This window comes from Undibacterium sp. GW821-FHT07F11, assembly GCF_059418665.1.
In genome coordinates this window covers 346,099-365,082 of record NZ_JBWKQH010000005.1, presented here as the reverse complement: position 1 = coordinate 365,082, position 18,984 = coordinate 346,099, and the positions used below count along the sequence as shown (strand labels likewise).

General features: G+C 51.2%; 14 protein-coding genes. 4 read left to right on the top strand and 10 right to left on the bottom strand.

Annotated elements, in window-relative coordinates:
* Positions 1–28: 28 nt before the first annotated feature.
* The 5 genes from AC07OI_RS14990 to yajC form a co-directional block, all read right to left on the bottom strand.
* Positions 29–3,124, bottom strand: coding sequence for an efflux RND transporter permease subunit (locus tag AC07OI_RS14990; protein ID WP_492703532.1), 3,096 nt, complete (start codon positions 3,122–3,124; stop codon positions 29–31).
* Complete coding sequence (locus AC07OI_RS14985) at positions 3,121–4,407, bottom strand: efflux RND transporter periplasmic adaptor subunit (RefSeq protein ID WP_495257782.1); 1,287 nt, start codon at positions 4,405–4,407, stop codon at positions 3,121–3,123. The genes AC07OI_RS14990 and AC07OI_RS14985 overlap by 4 nt, the downstream gene beginning before the upstream one ends.
* A gap of 280 nt (positions 4,408–4,687) precedes the next feature.
* Complete coding sequence (gene secF / locus AC07OI_RS14980) at positions 4,688–5,710, bottom strand: protein translocase subunit SecF (RefSeq protein ID WP_495257781.1); 1,023 nt, start codon at positions 5,708–5,710, stop codon at positions 4,688–4,690.
* A gap of 33 nt (positions 5,711–5,743) precedes the next feature.
* Complete coding sequence (gene secD, locus AC07OI_RS14975; protein WP_492703529.1) at positions 5,744–7,621, bottom strand: protein translocase subunit SecD; 1,878 nt, start codon at positions 7,619–7,621, stop codon at positions 5,744–5,746.
* Positions 7,622–7,699: 78 nt separating this feature from the next.
* The gene (gene yajC / locus AC07OI_RS14970; protein WP_492703649.1) at positions 7,700–7,966 is read right to left on the bottom strand and encodes a preprotein translocase subunit YajC; all 267 of its coding nucleotides are present in this window, start codon (positions 7,964–7,966) and stop codon (positions 7,700–7,702) included.
* Positions 7,967–8,066: 100 nt separating this feature from the next.
* Here yajC and AC07OI_RS14965 point away from each other — a divergent pair, with 100 nt between their 5' ends.
* A complete protein-coding gene (locus AC07OI_RS14965; RefSeq protein ID WP_495257780.1) occupies positions 8,067–8,321 on the top strand; it encodes a hypothetical protein in 255 nt (84 codons plus the stop codon).
* A gap of 23 nt (positions 8,322–8,344) precedes the next feature.
* Here AC07OI_RS14965 and AC07OI_RS14960 read toward each other — a convergent pair whose 3' ends face one another.
* From AC07OI_RS14960 to queA, 4 genes are all read right to left on the bottom strand, one after another.
* Positions 8,345–9,796, bottom strand: a complete 1,452-nt coding sequence (locus AC07OI_RS14960; RefSeq protein ID WP_495257779.1) for a YdgA family protein — start codon at positions 9,794–9,796, stop codon at positions 8,345–8,347.
* A gap of 219 nt (positions 9,797–10,015) precedes the next feature.
* Positions 10,016–11,539 carry a flavin monoamine oxidase family protein gene (locus AC07OI_RS14955; protein WP_495257778.1) on the bottom strand — a complete coding sequence of 508 codons (1,524 nt, stop codon included), beginning with the start codon at positions 11,537–11,539 and terminating at the stop codon, positions 10,016–10,018.
* Between the two features lie 136 nt (positions 11,540–11,675).
* The gene (gene tgt, locus AC07OI_RS14950) at positions 11,676–12,809 is read right to left on the bottom strand and encodes a tRNA guanosine(34) transglycosylase Tgt (RefSeq protein WP_495257777.1); all 1,134 of its coding nucleotides are present in this window, start codon (positions 12,807–12,809) and stop codon (positions 11,676–11,678) included.
* Entirely contained in the window at positions 12,802–13,851 is a 1,050-nt protein-coding gene (queA, locus tag AC07OI_RS14945) for a tRNA preQ1(34) S-adenosylmethionine ribosyltransferase-isomerase QueA (RefSeq protein WP_495257776.1), read from the bottom strand. The genes tgt and queA overlap by 8 nt, the downstream gene beginning before the upstream one ends.
* A gap of 195 nt (positions 13,852–14,046) precedes the next feature.
* Here queA and recG point away from each other — a divergent pair, with 195 nt between their 5' ends.
* Together recG and AC07OI_RS14935 are read left to right on the top strand one after the other, a co-directional pair.
* Positions 14,047–16,203 carry an ATP-dependent DNA helicase RecG gene (gene recG / locus AC07OI_RS14940; protein ID WP_495257775.1) on the top strand — a complete coding sequence of 719 codons (2,157 nt, stop codon included), beginning with the start codon at positions 14,047–14,049 and terminating at the stop codon, positions 16,201–16,203.
* A gap of 6 nt (positions 16,204–16,209) precedes the next feature.
* Positions 16,210–16,698 (top strand): GNAT family N-acetyltransferase, encoded by a 489-nt coding sequence (locus tag AC07OI_RS14935; RefSeq protein ID WP_495257774.1) that lies wholly within the window; start codon positions 16,210–16,212, stop codon positions 16,696–16,698.
* Positions 16,699–16,722: 24 nt separating this feature from the next.
* Here AC07OI_RS14935 and AC07OI_RS14930 read toward each other — a convergent pair whose 3' ends face one another.
* Positions 16,723–17,601 (bottom strand): LysR family transcriptional regulator, encoded by an 879-nt coding sequence (locus AC07OI_RS14930; RefSeq protein WP_495257773.1) that lies wholly within the window; start codon positions 17,599–17,601, stop codon positions 16,723–16,725.
* Positions 17,602–17,736: 135 nt separating this feature from the next.
* On the opposite strand from AC07OI_RS14930, the gene AC07OI_RS14925 reads away from it, so the two are divergent.
* Positions 17,737–18,555 (top strand): SDR family NAD(P)-dependent oxidoreductase, encoded by an 819-nt coding sequence (locus AC07OI_RS14925; protein ID WP_495257772.1) that lies wholly within the window; start codon positions 17,737–17,739, stop codon positions 18,553–18,555.
* The last annotated feature ends 429 nt before the right edge of the window (positions 18,556–18,984 follow it).

The window sequence follows — 18,984 nt, the reverse complement described above, 5'->3', positions numbered from 1 at the left end:
CAGTACCGACACGGATTGGCCTCAAGCTTTATTTCACTTCCAGCTTGTCACCCACGATAGGCCCTTTGCCGCTGAAACGGTCAAGTGCCAGGTAAATCACGGGTGTGATGAACAAGGTAATCGCCTGGGAAAAAATCAGGCCACCAACCACCGCCAACCCCAGAGGCTGACGTAATTCTGCACCGGCACCCAAGCCCATGGCAATCGGCAGGGCACCTACCAAAGCAGCCAGCGTGGTCATCATGATCGGGCGGAAGCGTTGTATGCAGGCTTCGCGTATCGCTTCTGGTGGCGTCATGTTGTGATGCCTTTGCGCATCAAGCGCAAAGTCGATCATCATGATGGCGTTTTTCTTGACAATACCTATCAGCAGCAAAATACCGATGGTAGCAATCAGGGTCAGGTCCTCGCCAAACATTTGCAAGGTTAGCAGGGCACCTACGGCTGCAGAAGGCAAACCTGCCAGGATGGTGATAGGGTGTATATAGCTTTCGTACAGCACACCCAGCAGGACATAGATCACAAGCAAGGCAGCAACGATGAGGATAATCTGGCCTGATTGCGAATCCTTGAACACCGCCGCATCACCGCCATAAGTAGTGATGATGGAGGCTGGCAATTTGATTTCATCGCGGTATTTTTCTATGCGGTTAGTCGCCTCACCCAAAGCTGTGCCCGGTGCCAGATTGAAGGACACCGTTACAGCCTGCAATTGCCCTACGTGATTGATGGCAGTTGGCCCTACCGTACGTTTGACAGTAGCAATACTGGAGAGTGGCACCAGCGTACCTGTGTTGCCGCGCACGTAAATACCATTGATGGCGCTTTCATCTTTCTTGGCGCTGGGCTCAACTTCCATGATGACCTGATAGCTATCGACATTGGTATACATGGTCGATATCTGGCGTTCACCAAAGGCGCTATACAAGGCAGAACGTATGCTGTCCATGGTCACGCCCAGGGCATTGGCACGGTCACGGTCTATATCGACGCTGGCCTGCAGGCCTTTCAGTTGTGAATCGGTGGTGACATCCTTGAAGCCTGGGTCACTGCGTAATTTCTCTTGTAGCTTGATGGCCCAGTCACTGAGGGAACCAGCTTCCACACTTTGTAGTATGTATTGGTACTGGCTCTTGCTGGGACGTCCGCCCAGTTGCAAGTTTTGGGTAGGGCGCAGGAAGACGGAAATACCCGGCACTTCACTGAGTTTCTTGCGCAAACCATCGACCACATCCTTCATGGGTTTACGTTCACCACGTGGCTTCAGGTTGACGAACATACGGCCAGTATTTTGTGAGCCACTACCGCCATTAAACGAGGTTGCAGTGGCCACGTTCGGATCATCGCGTATGATTTTCGCGACCCTGTCCTGCAAGATCACCATGGCAGGGAAAGACGTTTCTTCTGCAGCCTCTGTCGAGACGTTGATCTGGCCTATGTCTTCCTGAGGGAAGAAGCCTTTGGGGATGACATTGAACAGATAAGCGGTGGCAGCAAAGGTCGCCAGGGCAATCAACAGTACCAGCTTGCGATGGCGCAATGCCAGGTCCAGGCCACGGGTATAAGAACGCAACGAGGCATTAAAGCTGCTTTCAAATACATGCAACATTGCAGCCACTGCTTTTGGCGGCTCTTTCAACTCATGTTCGCTCTTCAGGAAACGGCTGGCCAGCATCGGCACCAGCGTCAGCGAGACGAAGGCGGATGCCAGAATCGCCAGGCTGACGATAACGGCAAACTCGTGGAACAACTGACCGATGACACCAGGCATGAAGAAGATGGGGATAAACACCGCCACCAGCGAAGTGGAAATCGAGATGATCGTGAAACCCACTTCACGCGAACCCTGCAATGCCGCCTTGAAAGGCGGCTCGCCATTTTCCACATGGCGCATGATGTTTTCCAGCATGACGATGGCATCATCGACTACCAGGCCCACCGCCAGTGTCAACCCCAGCAAAGAGACATTATCCAGCGTGTAACCAAAACCCCATAACAGGGCGATGGCACCGATCAGGGACACAGGCAATGACAGCGTAGGAATGATGGTCGCTACCATGCGGCGCAGGAACAGGAAGATGACGATAACCACCAGGAATATCGTCAGCAGCAGAGTCAGGTTCACATCATGCAAGGCATCACGAATCGAGATAGACCTGTCATTCACCAGATTCATTTTGACTGAAGCGGGCAATTGCGATTTGAAGCCTGGCAAGGCAGCCCTGATGGAATCGACTACCTTGACGGTATTGGCATCGGTCTGTCTTTGTATCGCCAGGGTAATCGAGCTTTCACCATTAAAATTGGCGGCTGTCTTGACTTGCTCATAGCTGTCTTCAACTGTCGCAACTTCGCGCAGGCGCACGACCTGACCACCTTTGTTGCTGACCACCAAATTGGCAAATTCTGCAGCGCTCTGCATTTGCTTGTTGGCCAGCAGGGTCAGTGTCTGCTTGTCACCTTCGAGCGTACCGACCGGCGTATTTGCATTTGAAGTGCGGATAGATGCTGACAATTCATCCAGCGTCAGATTGCGCGCCTGCAAGGCATCCGGCATGACACGTATGCGCACGGCATAACGCTTGATACCAAAAATATTCACCTGCGCCACACCTTCCAGCGTGGATAAACTTGGCGAGATCAGATGCTCGGCATAACTCGTCAATTCAGAAAGACTCAATGACGGTGATGTCAGCGCAATAAACAGCACAGGCGCATCAGCAGGGTTGACCTTGCGATACGATGGCGGCGATGTCATATCAACGGGCAAGGAGCGCTGCGCGCGCAGCAATGCTGCCTGCACATCCACGGCAGCGGCATCAACATTGCGGTTCTGGTCAAATTCCAGTGTCAGCGAAGTGGAACCCAGGGTATTGCTGGAACTGATGATGGACAAGCCAGGTATGGTGGCAAACTGCTTTTCCAGTGGCAAAGCAACCGAAGTCGCCATGGTCTCAGGACTGGCACCCGGCAAATTGGCATTTACACTGATAACAGGCGTGTTATAGCTTGGTAAAGCCGCGATAGGAATATAACGATATGCCAGAATACCTGCCACAACGATGGACAGGTTCAGCAAGACCGTCATCACTGGACGGCGTATGAATAATTCAGACAAATTCATGATGCGCTCGCTGCTGAGGCTGCAGGTGCTGCAGCGCCAGATGAGGCGCTGGCCGCAGCATCAGACTTACCAGCATCCTTGCCTGCCTTATCACCTTTATCACCCTTACCCTTGCCTTCTTTACCATCGCCATTGCGTTCTTTGACGCTGGCACCTGGACGCAGGTTTTGCTTGCCATCCAACACAACTTTGGCACCTGCATCTATGCCAGTAACGACGGCATCGTTACCGAAGCTATTGGTGACGACCACAGGTTTCATGGCGGCCTTGCCTTCAGCATCGACGATATACACAGAGCTGCCACGCGGGCCTACGATGACGGCATCCTGCGGAATCACGACCACATCTTTCAAGGTCTGCACGCTGAGTTCCAGGTTGGCATAGGCACCAGGCCAGAGTTTCAATTCCTTGTTATCAAATACGGCCTTGACCTTGATGGTGCCGGATGCAGCATCCACGGCATTGTCAACGAACTGCAATTTCCCCTTGAACTTGACGATGGTGTCTGGCAAATTGGCCATGACATAGCTGTCGCTGCGCTTCATGCTTTCCAGTGCGTCGGGCAGATTGCGCTGTGGCAGCGGGAAGGTAATCGCGACCGGGTCCATCTGGGTGATACTGACCAGCGGTGTCGCCGTTGCAGGTTGTACCAGCGAACCAGGGAAAACGCTGATGATGCCGGTACGGCCTGACGATGGTGCAACAATGCGGTTATAACTAAGCGCGACACGCGCGGCATTGACTGCTGCCTTGTCTGAGGCTATCACGGCTTGCTGAGTGTCAACCTGGGTCTGGCTGGTATCGGCGGCGCTTTGTGCGACAAATTTCTTGCTGACCAGATCCTTGCTGCGTACCAGCTGGCGCTGAAAGTCTGCCAGCGTTGCCATATCCTTATCAAGTTGTGCCTGGGCTTTTGCCAGATTGACTTCATCGGCACGACTATCCAGTGTGAATAAAACATCACCTGCTTTGACAAACTGTCCCTCCTTGATATGTACCCTGGCAATAGTGCTGCTCACTTGAGGACGAATGTCCACAGTGTTCAATGCAGAAACCACGCCGTTCGCAGTAATCCTGACATCATAGTCACGCTTTAGCGCAATGATGGTAGAGACGCTGACTGGACGGTTTTGCGCCGCGCCGGCAGCACCAGCGGCACCACTACCTGCTTTTGCCGAAGCCCCCTCACCTGCAGCCTTGTCAGATGTCTTTAAGTAAGTGTAGGCCGCGCCCGAGATGGCCGCCAGAGCTGCAACGATGATCAGGGTTTTGAATTTGCTCATATTATTTTTATCCAGTGCGGAGAAGTACCAACAGGCATTTGCATTACGTGACCGGCTACTTCCACCGGCTTGATTGGCAGCTTTATATCTGCTTCATTTATCAACTTCACTTATCTGCGTCAATTTGCAACAGCCTCTGAGACTCAATTCAACATCAAAAAGTTCAGACTGGAATGCTAACAAAGAAAAAGCCAGCACACAGGCTGGCTTTCATTTTAGATACCTTCCGTTACATGGAAGAGACACAATTGCGTAGTTTTATACAAAACATTAAAAACTTTTATACAACAGCGCCATCAGTATCGTCTTTTTCCTTGACTGGTTTAATCAAATCTTCACGCTTGACACCCAGCCACATGGCAATCGCAGCCGCCACGAAAACCGAAGAGTAAATACCAAAGCAAATACCTATCGTCAGTGCAACTGCAAAATAATGTAAAGTCGGGCCGCCAATCAGCAGCATCGACAAGACCATCAACTGAGTACAGCCGTGGGTGATGATGGTACGCGAGATCGTGCTGGTAATCGCATTGTCGATGACTTCAGTCACAGACATCTTGCGTTGCTTGCGGAAATTTTCACGAATACGGTCGAAAATAACCACAGACTCATTCACCGAGTAACCCAACACCGCCAGCACCGCTGCCAATACCGACAAGTTGAATTCCCATTCAAAGAAAGCAAAGAAACCCAGGATGATAATGACGTCATGCAAGTTGGCGACAATCGCCGCAACCGCAAATTTCCATTCAAAACGTATTGCCAGATACAGCATCACACCCAATACCACAAACAGCAGAGCCATCAAACCATCATGTGCCAGTTCATCACCAACCTGGGCACCGACCAGCTCTACCCGTTGCAGTTTGACCAGTTCGGTTTTGGCAGCATCCTGACAAACCAGTTTTTCCGAAGTTGCACCACTTTCTGCACTTGCTGGCGCCTTCGTCAAACTGCCATTTTCAATTTTGCAGAGTGCTTCAAACACGACATCAGCAGGACTGACTTTTGCATCTTTTTTGGTTTCCGGCAAACGAATGACAACGTCCTGTGCCTTGCCAAAAGTTTGCACTGGTGAATCCGTGAAACCCAGTTTTTCTACTGTATGACGTATCGCATCGACATTGGCAGCCTTGGGGTAAGTCACTTCCATGACCGTACCACCGGTAAATTCGACCGAGAAATGCAAACCCTTGTGCAGCAGGAAAAACACGGCTGCAACAAAGGTCAGCGCAGAAATGACATTGAAAATCAGCGCATGGCGCATGAAAGGAATGTCTTTTTTAATGCGAAATAATTCCATAATGAATCCCTGTATTCTTGTTTGGCTGAGCGCTTACTTCAAAGCGTTTTCTGTTGGTTTCCAGATTTGGCCAATAGAAATGGACGACAGTTTTTTCTTTCTTCCATACCAGAGATTGACCACACCGCGCGATACAAAGACTGAAGAGAAAATCGAAGTCACAATACCCAGGCAGTGAACCACTGCAAAACCACGTATCGCACCAGAACCGAATACCAGCAATGCCAGGCCGACGATGAGGGTGGTCACGTTGGAATCGAGAATCGTTGCCCAGGCGTGATCAAAACCTTCTTCTATGGCTTTTTGCGGCGCTTTACCTGCACGCAATTCTTCACGAATACGTTCATTGATAAGTACGTTGGCATCAATCGCCATACCCAGTGCCAGTGCAATCGCCGCAATACCAGGCAAAGTCAGCGTTGCCTGCATCAGTGACAAAATCGCCACCAGCAACAGCAAGTTGAAAGACAAGGCCAGCACACTAAAGAAACCAAACATCAGGTAGTAAGCCATCATGAAGACAGCAATCGCAGCAAAACCATACAAGGTAGAATTGCGGCCCTGCTTGATGTTTTCTACACCCAGTTGCGGGCCTATGGTGCGTTCTTCGATGATTTCCATAGGTGCCGCCAATGAACCTGCGCGCAACAACAAGGCCAAGTCACCGGCAGCGGAGGAAGAACCCATGCCGGTAATGATGAAGCGATTGCGCAATTCATCATTGATGGTAGGTGCAATCAAGACTTCACCCTTGCCTTTTTCAAACAGGACAATCGCCATGCGCTTGCCTATCCGTGAGCTGGTGGCATTACCCATCTTTTTACCGCCATCGCCATTCAGGTCAACACTGACCGCCGGTTGCTGATGCTGATCAAAACTGGAGGTGGCATTGGTGATGTCATCGCCAGTAATCACCGGGTCCTTGGTCAGGATCAGGTACTCACCACGATTGGAGATGAATTTTTCTGAACCGTAAGGAACAGCAGTATTTGCATCGACTGCGCCGATGACACTTTCATCCAGCAAACGGACTTCCAGCGTTGCCAGGCGATTGATGATGCTCTTCGCGCGCGCCACGTCCTGTACACCAGGCAATTGCACAACGATACGGTCGGCACCCTGTTGCTGAATGATAGGTTCAGCAACACCCAGTTCATTCACACGCTTGGACAAGGCGGTAATATTTTGTTTGATGCCTTCTGAAATGACTTCTTTCAGTGCCTTTGGTTTCAAACTGATTTGCAAACCAAAATCAGCGCCATCGCTGCCAGCAGTATCAAGCAGGTCTACATCTGCCATCTGCGAAGTCAGGACACTCTTGGCCTTGCCACGTTCTTCTGCATCACGGAATTTAACCTTAATCTGATCACCTTCACGGCTCAGACCTGCATGGCGCACTTCTTTTTCACGCAAATTGCTGCGTACACTGGACAACAAGCCCTGCATGCGTTTATTCATGACAGCCTTGGTATCGACTTGCATGAGGAAATGCACACCACCACGCAAATCCAAGCCCAGATACATGGGCAGGGCATGCAAGCTCTGCAACCATTTCGGCGTATTCGACAAAAGATTGAAAGCCAGCGTATACGTAGGGTCAGCAGGATCGGCATTTAAAGCTTTTTCCAGAGCAGACTTGGCTTTGAATTGAGTATCCGTATCTTCGAAACGAGCGCGTACGGTACCTTGCACGCCGTTATTTTCGTAGAAGATATCCTTGCTTTTGAGACCAGCTTGCTCCAGCGCTTTTTCAACGCGGGTGGTCATATCAGCTTCGACTTTGACAGTGGCTTTCGCGCTACTGACTTGTACTGCAGGTGATTCGCCAAAAAAATTGGGCACGGTATAAATAGCACCGAACACCAGGGCGATCAGAATCAGTATGTACTTCCAGAGTGGATAGCGATTCATAATGGGAAGAATAATTGGAAGCTAAAAAAGCACAACGCAGCCCAGATCATTGTGGACTGCGTTGCCGTTGTTTGCTGATTAAATCGCTTTAATCGTGCCCTTGGGCAGCATCATGGTGATGGACATTTTTTGTACGACAACTTCTGTGCCGTTCGCGATTTCTATCGTGACATAGGCGTCGCTGACCTTGACCACTTTACCCAGAATACCGCCTGCCGTAACTACTTCATCATTTTTTGCCAGAGCATCCATCATTGCTCTTTGCTCTTTCTGACGTTTCATCTGAGGACGTATCATCAGGAAATACATTACTGCTACCATCAGGAGCAAAGGCCACATACTCATCAGATTGCTCTGGAGGTCGCCGCCAGCGGCTGCTTGTGCGTAAGCATTGGAAATAAACACGTTCAGACTCCTGTCATTTTAATAATGAAATACTAATTTTTTGGCTAAAAACTGGATAGAGATTGCCGCGATTCTTGCTCAGTCCTTGCTCAGTTGCTGGTATATAGCACCAAATGCCTATTTTTCAATCGGCAAAGCTCCGTATTTTAGCATCGCCCATGCGAATTGCTGGAAATTGTCAGGATATCTGCAAAGAAAGCTGTCCAACAAAGAAAAACAGGCAATCACCGGAGTACCCGGTGATTGCCTGCATCTTACTATTTCGCCCGACTTAATTGCCGGACTTAATTATTAAAATTAATAGATAAGCAAGAATTCTTAACGACTAAATGGCTTGCCATTAACAGTCAGGGCTCCCTGCTTCCATTCGATCTTGGAACTCAGGAGTTTACCGCTACGAGTGATATAACCCTGCCCCTCGAAAGCCTGGATCTGTTGATTCATGGCATCCAGTGCTGCTTTTTGCATTTCCGGGTCTTTTTGCCTTGCACCACCCAGCTTTGCCACCAGAGCTTCTGTCAAGGTCACATCCAGATTACTTTGCAATTTTGGCAGCAGCAGCATAGGATTGGCTGCATCTGCCGCCGTTGCGCCAACCAGTTTGGCAGAGCCTGAGAGTTTTGCCTCGCCTTCAGCAGTAACAACGCTAAGACGCTCCAGCACCAATTCTGGCTCTTTTTGCAAAATCAAGGGTGCGACTTCATCCCAGAGTGCTTTCAAGGCAGTCAGTTTTTCCGGATCAGCACCAGCACCCGAATATGCCGTAGAAATTTTTGCCAGCGAAGGGCCATGAATGCGCTTGACGCCATAGTCGTAATGAAAATCACTGAACTCTTGCTGATCAAAAGTGAATTTGGCAACTCCAAATCTGGCTGCGATGTCTACCAATTCATCTTTCATGCCGGCATCTGTGGTGAGCTTGAGCTGATCCAGATTAAAACTTTTCTTGGCATCGACTTTATCCGCATAGCTGATACTGGCAACCGTGGTATCCGTCTTGCCCAGATACAGATTCGTACCTGGATAAGCTTGCGTCACGTCACCTTTGAGGCTGACGGCACCCATTTTGAATGATTGCCCTTCCAGCCCGTCTACAGTCAGGCCAGGTGCGCTCATCACGACATTAAACGCCTTGTAATCTTTTTCAAAGCCGATTTCCAGACTCAAACCCTGCCATGCGACTTTTTCTTTGTCTTTTTCCATCACTGTATTGAATGCCGGGCTGGAAATACTGACGCGGCCACTACCGCCATAATTCAGGCGGGAAGTAATCTCAAGCGGATTGGCCGTACCAAACAATTTGGCAAGTTGCGCCTTGCTTTCTGCATCCAGAACCAGTTCTGTCTTGATGAGGGCAGCACCGTAGCCACGGAATCCAGGCAAAGGACCATGCTGGATACGATTAATAAAATGAATTTGCAAGGGCTTTGACACTTTTTCTGTCACGACTGGTTCTGCAGGAGGCGCATCTGCAGCGACGACAGCACCATCCGCACCTGGCTGTTCAGCAGCATCAGGTTCAGGGGAATCAGACTTTTGCTTCCCTGGGAAATTTGCCAGGTTCAGCTCCAGCGTCGTATCCTGCACTGAAGAGAACACACCACGCTGATAATCCTGCTTGACGACTTTGACATATGGAGAAGATTTAGCCTGAATCATGCTGGACTCTGCCAGCTTGGCTTCTACACTTTTTCCGGTGTACCAGGCCGCAGCAGGGTATGCCACCGCCAGAACCACTACTACCGCGATCAGTTTCGTACTTTTACTCACAAACTTTCTCCATTTAAGCTACACGCTTGCCATGTGGCACTGGTCATTGCGACCTGCAAGGAGTGTAACAAGCTTCTTTTCGATTGTCATTATTGCATTCGGCACATAATACTTTGGTATGTGGCAAGCTTTCGCGGATTTCCAGACATTAAAAAATTCAAAAAAAGGGCAGCAAACTCACGATTGCTGCCCTTGCCATGATTGTTTTGTTTTACTTAGTTAGCTGGAACGTATAGTTGCCAGCGCCAATTCAGAGGTATTCAAAGCGCCCTCAACAAAGCCTTGATAGTCAGAATATGCCTCACCAACAATGTGGATATTCTTGGCGCCGCTGCCAAAGTCGAAGGCCTTGAAGACATCCATGACCTTCCATGAACGAACACCTGGTTGCCAGCCATGGTTGGCCGCACCATACGGCGCCCTGGCCCAATCGCGTATGCCATAGGTAACGATGGAATTCTTGATGAAGTCGCGGGTATCTTCCAGCGATTTTTCTTCAAACATGTGCTGGGCCTGGTCAGTCAGTTTCAAACCTGAGCGCTTGATATCGACGAGGCGCTTGACATCACGCGCGACGAACAGGGAGAAGGCATCGACGATCTTGACGTTCTGGTCGATCTCGGCGCGGTCATGTTTGTCGGTTTCCATGACATAGTGTTTCCAGAATTCTGTCGACGGGCGATCCATGTACAGCAAGACCATGCCGTGTCCATCTTTATCCTGTCCTTGCGGGCGGCGGAAATAATGGATTTCACGGGTAGGCAGGCAACTCGCATATTGTTGCGGGCGCTGTGAATAATCCCACCAGGGTGAATCTGTCACGAAGAACAGTTTCAGCATGGGGAAGCCATTCACCGCATCAAGCTGTGAGGAGACGTGTTCAGGCAAACAGGACGCCAGTTTTACCAGCGGCATTCTCGGCAAAGCCAGGATCAACCTGTCGGTCTGCAACTGTATATTGCCGTTCTTGGTATGTACATCAAGCTCCAGCCGGGGCTGGCCCATGGCGATTTGCTTGAAACTGGTGAGCATATGACCACCGGCCAGAGTGACATTGCTAAGGCCGCGTAATTTGGCCATCAGGCTCTCTGTCAGTTTTGCCGTGCCACCATCGACGCTGGCCAGTTGCTGACCTACGGTTTTCAGGGCGCGCAGCCACCAGATGATCCATTCGATTGCATTCAGGTTTTCGGGGATCATGTGATAGAAGGTGCCAGTATCACGCAGCTTGGTCAGTGCCAGATGGCTCAGCGCACCTTCGGCAGACATGGCGTTCCAGAAGCCCATGCTCCAAAGCGGCTGACCATTGAGCTGTGCATGTTTGCGCATGCGCTGATAGTCAGCTTCGGTCTGCGCATCTATCCAGGCCTGGTCTTGTGGGTCTTGCCCCATGACGAGCATGATGCCGCGCTTGAGAAGTTGCAGGGAATTGAGACCCATTTCCTCGGCAGGCAAATCATAAGTAGGTGCATTGACTTCTTCACCTTCGGGGCCGCTGAACTCGGTCAGCTTGACACCCAGGTCACGGCACAATTTATCGAAGCGCGGCTGCAGGGTAGGCTCGAAACGCATAGGGCCCCATTCAGCGATGAAGCCATCCAGGTCTTCAGTCTCTATGCGGCCACCCCAACGATCAGATGAGGCTTCCAGCACCACGACTTTTTGCCCGGCCAATGCCAGACGCCAGGCGCAATACAGACCAGAAATGCCGCCGCCGGCAATAATGACAGGATGATAATTCATATCAGACCTCTAGTATTCATTTGTCCACTAGGACGAGAGCGTCATTTTGCCTGCAAGCGGCCTGAATATAATTCGTATTACTGATCAGTCCGTCATTATTTACCGTATTAAATAAGACAATCAATAAGACACTACGTCAAACACCACGTGCCCTGTCTGCATGGAATTGCTGTACAAACTCAGGGAATCGTTCGTCATCCAGTGCTTTACGGATGTTCTTCATCAAATCCAGGTAGTAATGCAAATTGTGGATGGTGTTCAAACGTGCGCCGAGGATTTCACCGGTGCGGTGCAAATGATGCAGGTAAGCGCGTGAAAAGTTTTTGCAGGCATAGCATTCGCAAGTCGCATCCAGCGGTTCTTTTTCTTCCTTGTAACGGGCATTCTTGATCTTGATATCGCCAAAGCGGGTGAAGATCCAGCCATTGCGCGCATTGCGGGTAGGCATGACGCAATCAAACATGTCTATGCCATTGGCAACACCTGCTACCAGGTCTTCTGGCGTACCTACGCCCATCAGATAATGCGGTTTGTTTTCTGGCAGCTTGGGGCCGACATGCGCGAGTACGCGCATCATGTCTTCCTTAGGCTCCCCTACCGACAGGCCGCCGATGGCGATACCGTGGAAATTGAGCTCATTCAAGCCAGCCAGGGATTCATCACGCAGGTGCTCAAACATGCCGCCCTGGACGATGCCAAACAAGGCATTCGGGTTTTCACCCTGGTTGAATTCATCAATTGAACGCTTGGCCCAGCGCAAAGACATGCGCATGGATTTGCCTGCTTCTTCTGTCGTCGCTGGCCTGCCATCGATTTCATACGGCGTGCATTCATCGAACTGCATGACGATGTCAGAATTCAGCCCACGCTGGATTTGCATGGAAATTTCTGGCGACAAAAACAGACGCTCACCACTGATAGGCGAAGAAAACTTGACGCCCTCTTCCGTAATCTTGCGCATCGCGCCAAGCGAAAATACCTGGAAGCCACCTGAGTCTGTCAGGATAGGTTTATCCCAGCCCATGAAACCATGCAGGCCACCAAATTTGTTGAGCACTTCCGTGCCAGGACGCAGCCATAGGTGGAAGGTATTGCCGAGAATGATATGGGCATCAATCTCTTTCAACTCCAGCGGCGACATCGCCTTGACCGAGCCATAAGTACCCACCGGCATGAAGATAGGCGTTTCTATTTCACCATGGTTGACTTTGACACGGCCACAGCGTGCAGCAGTAGTTTTATCTTTTTTAATGAGTGTAAATTCAAGCATGGTCTTCCCCGGAGGAATTGGTCAGCAGCATGGCATCGCCATAGCTGAAAAAACGATATTGTTGAGCGATAGCGTGAGCATAAGCAGCGCGGACGCGATCATACCCGGCAAATGCCGATACCAGCATCATCAAAGTGGATTTTGGTAAGTGGAAATTGGTGATAAGCCTGTCCACGGTTTTGAATACATAGCCGGGCGTGATGAACAAGCGGGTGTCGTCACTGCCTGCCTGCAAGGCACCAGTTTGTGAAGCAGATTCGAGCGCACGCATGCTGGTGGTACCAACCGCCACCACTTTGCCGCCCGCGGCTTTGGTGGCCTGCACGGCTGCCACGGTCTCATCCGGCACGGTATACCATTCGCTATGCATCTGGTGATCTGCCAGGTTTTCTGTACGCACAGGCTGGAAGGTACCAGCGCCCACATGCAGAGTCACATAGGCAAGTTTGATACCCTTGTCCTGGCAACGCTGTAATAGCGCCTCGTCAAAATGCAGGCCAGCAGTCGGTGCGGCTACCGCCCCAGGTACGCGGTTATACACAGTCTGGTAACGTTGCTCGTCAAAGTCATCTGCATCATGTTCTATATACGGCGGCAAAGGCAGGCGACCATAAGTTTCCAGTAGCGTGAAGATATCAGACGGGAAATACAGGGTAAAAAATTCACCGACACGCTCACCGACGACCACGTCGAAACTGTCCGCCAGGCGGATTTTGCTACCTGGCAGCGGCGACTTGGACGCACGCATCTGGGCCAGCACACTGCGCTCCTTGTCATTATTCGACAGCACGCGCTCTACCAGCATCTGTATCTTGCCACCGCTTTCCTTGACGCCAAAGAAGCGTGCCTTGAGTACACGGGTATCATTAAAGACCAGCAAATCACCGGCATTGAGCTGGTCTATGATGTCAGCAAAATGCCTGTCGACCAACTTATCGCCATCGACATGCAAGAGGCGTGAAGCGGTACGGTCGGGCAAAGGTGTTTGCGCGATCAGGGCTTCAGGCAGTTCAAAATCAAAATCACTTAGGGAGTAAGACATGCAAAAATTCTACAAAAACGGGGGTAAAACAGGAAAAACAGACATAAAGCTACTTTACACTGTATAAAATACCAGTAGAATGCACACTATCGTAGCAAACCCGGGTAAGATCATAGACAAACAGCCTGAAACCCAAGGTTTTGTGAATTTCCTGAAAAAAGTAAGCTAACAGCAAAACCCACCATTTTACACCCCATGGCCGCTGAAGACCAAAGTGCAAGTGCAGAGTTAAAAAATACACAAGCTGATGCAGCCATGGCTGGCATCACCACCTTGCCTGACTCAAGCCCCAAAAAACCTGCAAAAAAAACCAAAACCCCCACTAACACTGCAGCCAAGGCCAGCGAAAAACTTGCCAAACTGGGCTTGCGCAAGGACATGGATTTTGTCTTGCACCTGCCCATGCGCTATGAAGATGAAACTGAAATCGTCAGCATGCGCGATGCTTCTTTCCGTGGTGGCAGCAGTGTGCAGGTTGAGGGTGTGGTCACAGAATGCGATATCCAGTACCGCCCACGCCGTCAGTTGGTCGTGACTATTGCTGACGATAGTGGCCAGGTCGTGCTGCGCTTCCTGAATTTTTATGGCAACCAGACCAAGCAAATGGCAGTTGGCGTGCGAGTACGGGCACGCGGAGAATTACGCCACGGCTTCTTTGGTGCAGAAATGGTGCATCCTCACTACAAGATCGTCAATGAAGGCGCACCGCTGCCGACTGCGCTGACACCCGTCTACCCATCCGGAGAAGGCGTGCCACAAGCTTTATTGCGCAAGGCCATTGCCAATGCCATGACACGCGTCAACTGGCGTGACACCCTGTCCCCCGCGCGGCTGGCTGCCCTGCATTTGCAGGATTTTGAAAGCAGCATACGCACCCTGCATAATCCACCGCCAGATGTAGACCAGCATAGCCTGATAGAACGCGAACACCCGGCCTGGGAACGCATGAAATTTGATGAACTGCTGGCCCAGCAATTATCACTGAAGCGCGCACAAATTACGCGTCGTAGTAAAGGTGCAAATGCCCTGCCACTGGTTGGTGAACTCAGCAATGCCTTCCTGCTGAACCTGCCATTTTCCCTGACCAGGGCACAAGAAAAAGTGCTGGCCGAGATACGCGATGATCTGCGTGAAGCCTTTCCCATGCAACGTCTGTTGCAAGGTGACGTAGGCAGCGGCAAAACCATCGTGGCAGCACTGGCTGCTGCGCAGGCAATAGACAATGGTTTTCAGGCTGCACTGATGGCACCGACAGAAATTCTGGCAGAACAGCATTTCAGGAAAATCGCCGCTTGGCTGGAGCCTCTCGGTGTTAAAACCGCCTGGCTGACCGGCAGCCTGAAGAAAAAAGAAAAAGACGCGGCAAATGCATTGATCACTTCCGGCGAAGCACAACTGGTGATAGGTACCCATGCCCTGATACAGGATAGCGTGCAATTCAAGAAACTGGGCCTGGTCATCGTCGATGAACAACACCGCTTTGGCGTCAGCCAGCGCCTTAACCTGGCCAACAAGACCGAGGCTGGCAAGGTGCCACATCAACTGATGATGTCGGCCACGCCTATCCCGCGCACCCTGGCGATGACTTACTATGCTGACCTGGAAGTGTCAGTCATCGACGAATTGCCGCCAGGCCGCACACCTATCGTCACCCGCGTTATCGACCAGAACCGCCGTGATGAAGTCATTGCGCGCGTGCAGGCAGCGGGGCAGGAAGGCAAGCAAGTCTATTGGGTCTGCCCACTGATAGAAGAATCAGAAACACTGCAACTGCAAACAGCAACTGACACGCACACCATGCTTGCTGAAGCCCTACCAGAACTGAATGTAGGCCTGGTACATGGCCGCCTGAAACCGGCAGAAAAGCAGGCAACGATGGAAGCCTTCATCCGCAATGACAGCCAGGTGCTGGTGGCTACCACCGTGATTGAAGTTGGCGTTGACGTACCGAATGCCAGCCTGATGGTGATAGAGCATGCAGAGCGTTTTGGCCTGTCACAATTGCACCAGTTGCGTGGCCGCGTAGGCCGTGGTGCCGCAGCCAGTGTTTGCCTGTTGCTGTATCAAGGCCCGCTGGGCGGCACTGCCAAGCAAAGGCTGGCCACCATGCGCGAGAGTAATGATGGTTTTGAAATTGCGCGCAAGGACCTGGAATTGCGCGGCCCCGGTGAATTCCTCGGTGCGCGTCAATCTGGTGAAGCCATGTTACGTTTTGCCAACCTGGAAACCGATCAATGGCTGGTGGATAAGGCACGCAATCTGGCCGATGATTTATTAAAAAATGACCCCGTCACCGTTGCTGCTCATCTGGAGCGCTGGCTGGGATATAAAGAAGAATTTTTGAGAGTATAAAAACCTATGCTGAATATCGTTAATGTTGATGTTAATAATCCACAACATGCCAAAGACCTCGTCAGCATGCTCAATATGTATGCGCTCGATCCTATGGGCGGTGGCGAAGCTCTGTCTGATTATGCGCAAACCAATCTCATTAGCGAACTAAAAAAACGCAATACCGTGCGCGTCATTCTCGCTTATGTGAATGATCAGGCTGCCGGTTTTGCGATTTGCATAGAGGGCTTTTCCACCTTTGCCTGCAAGGCTCTGTTAAACATCCACGACTTTGCCGTACACCCTGATTTTCGTGGTCAGGGCATAGGCAATAAAATGATGCAGCACCTGACTGCACTTTCCGAACAACTAGGTTATTGCAAGATGACGCTGGAAGTATTGGAGGGGAATACCCGTGCGCAAAATCTGTATCGTGCAGAAGGCTTCGCACCGTATGAGCTGAACCCCGAATTTGGTGGTGCGATTATCATGCAAAAGAAAATTGGCAAAGCCTGATTTCATCACATTGCATAGTGGAGATCAGCCAAATTTCTCTACCATGAAATCCACAAAACTACGCAGCTTGGGCGTGCGGTATCTGTCCTGCAGATAAACCACGCTTAAGGCCCGGCTTGGCAATTCATACTCAGGAAATAATTGCACCAAAAGCCCGGCCTTGACATCTGCTTCCAGCAAGATCGCTGGCTGCAAGATAATGCCCAGGCCATGCAAAGCAGCGACCCGCAAAGCCTGGCCATGATTGACTTGCAGCCTGCCGGTAACGGGGATGCGATACATCTCATCCTGGTCTTGCAAGCGCCAGTTAGTAATCGCGGCTGGGCTGAAGGACAGGCATTCATGCTGCGTCAAATCTTCAGGCATGCGTGGTGCGCCCTTGCGCGCCAGATAATCAGGTGAGGCGCAGATCATCAAGCGATATGGACGCAAGGATTTGGCGATGAGTGTTGAATCAGGTAACTCACCTATGCGTATCGCCACTTCAAATCCCTCTTCCAGCATATCCATGACGCGGTCAGACAAGCTCACATCGACACTTACTTCAGGATAGCGCGCCAGATATTCTGACAATGCAGGCATTAGTGCCTCGGTACCAAAACTGACAGGCGCAGTAATGCGCAGTTTGCCTGCTGGAGCCAGTTGCAGGTTTTGCGCCTGCTTGTCGGTTTCATCGACCAGCCTCAAGATTTCCTTGCAGCGCGCATAGTAATCCTCGCCAAAGGCTGTCAAGTGCTGACGCCGCGTGGTCCTTTGCAGCAATTGCATGCCCAGGCGTTTTTCCAGCATGCGCAAATGATTGCCTGCCATGGTTGCCGAAATCCCGCTAGCCGTGGCGGCTCCACTCAGACTGCCTTTTTCCACGGCAAGAACATAGACCTTCATGCTGTCCAGCAAATCCATTCAACACTCCTGATTATAGATGTATCAATCATAGACTCATTTATCTCATTTTAGTTTCAAATAAGAATAGAGCCTTGTTTGCAGCCTTCGCTGGCAAACAAACAACGATTCCCACACAATTTTTGGAGCCATACCATGACTATCACCACACTTGCCACTCGTTTTGCCAACCGCACCGTCCTGATCACAGGTGGAGGAAGCGGCATGGGCAAGGCCGCCGCCTTGCGCTTTGGCCGCGAAGGAGCCAATGTCGTCATCGCTGGCCGCCGTTCTGCAGAAATAAATCTGGTTGCCGATGAAATCAAGGCCGCCGGCGGCGTCGCCCTGGCAATACCTGCCGACATCTCTGACGCAGAACAAGTCCAGGCGCTGGTACAAAAAACCTTGTCCACCTTTGGTGGCCTGCACATGGCCTGGAATAACGCGGGCATCCTCGGTGGCTTCCAGCCCTTCCAGGAAACCAGCTTGGCTGACTTCGATGCCGTCATGGCTACCAACCTGCGCGGCGTATTCGCCTGCCTGAAACACGAAATCGCCGCCATGCAGGCAGCCGGTGTCGGTGGCGCCATCGTCAACACTTCTTCCTGGACTGCCCACGGCGCCATGCCCGGCCTGTCCGCCTATGCCGCAGGCAAAGCCGCTCTCGATGCATTGACACGCACGGTCGCAGTCGAAGTCGGCCCTCTGCAAATCCGCATCAACAACGTCAGCCCCGGCATCATCGCTACCCCCATGGCCAGCGGCGTACTGGCATCCAGAACATCTGCACTGCCGTTCGAGAAGCAAACACCTTTGCAACGCATAGGTCAGCCCGAAGATGTGGCCGATGCAGTGCTATGGTTATTGTCCGACGATGCGCGTTTTGTGACCGGACAAAGTTTGCTGGTGGATGGCGGCTTTACCATAGGCGGCTTGCGCCCTTGGTTTAATGGGTTTGTGGCGGAGCATGTTTGAGGATTTTTATTGGCCTTGCCTTACCACTCGACGTATTTGATTGAGTCCATAACTCTTCGTTAAGGCAAGTCGAATCTCGTCCAAGCGGCTGTTACATATATGTTATTGAGAATGGTCAATTAACCTGTGTGTTGCGGTTGTGGTTGCGGTTGCTTTTGACTTTCCGCAGTTCCCATGTGTCGACGCCGTTTGTGCTGTACAGAAAATGGATTAAGAAGGACCGCTGTCTGAGCGTAGCGAGTTTCGGGCCTTCCCATTTTTTGTACTGCACAAACGGGCACCCCCTTCAGGGGGCGACGACGCCTGGGTCGCCTTTTTGGCACACCTTTTTGGCGAAGCAAAAAGGTGTGTAGCTGCCGGTCTACCACCGGCCTGCAATCTTAATTCAACAAGTGCAGGCATTGGAAATGTGCATCGGTGAAGTACGGC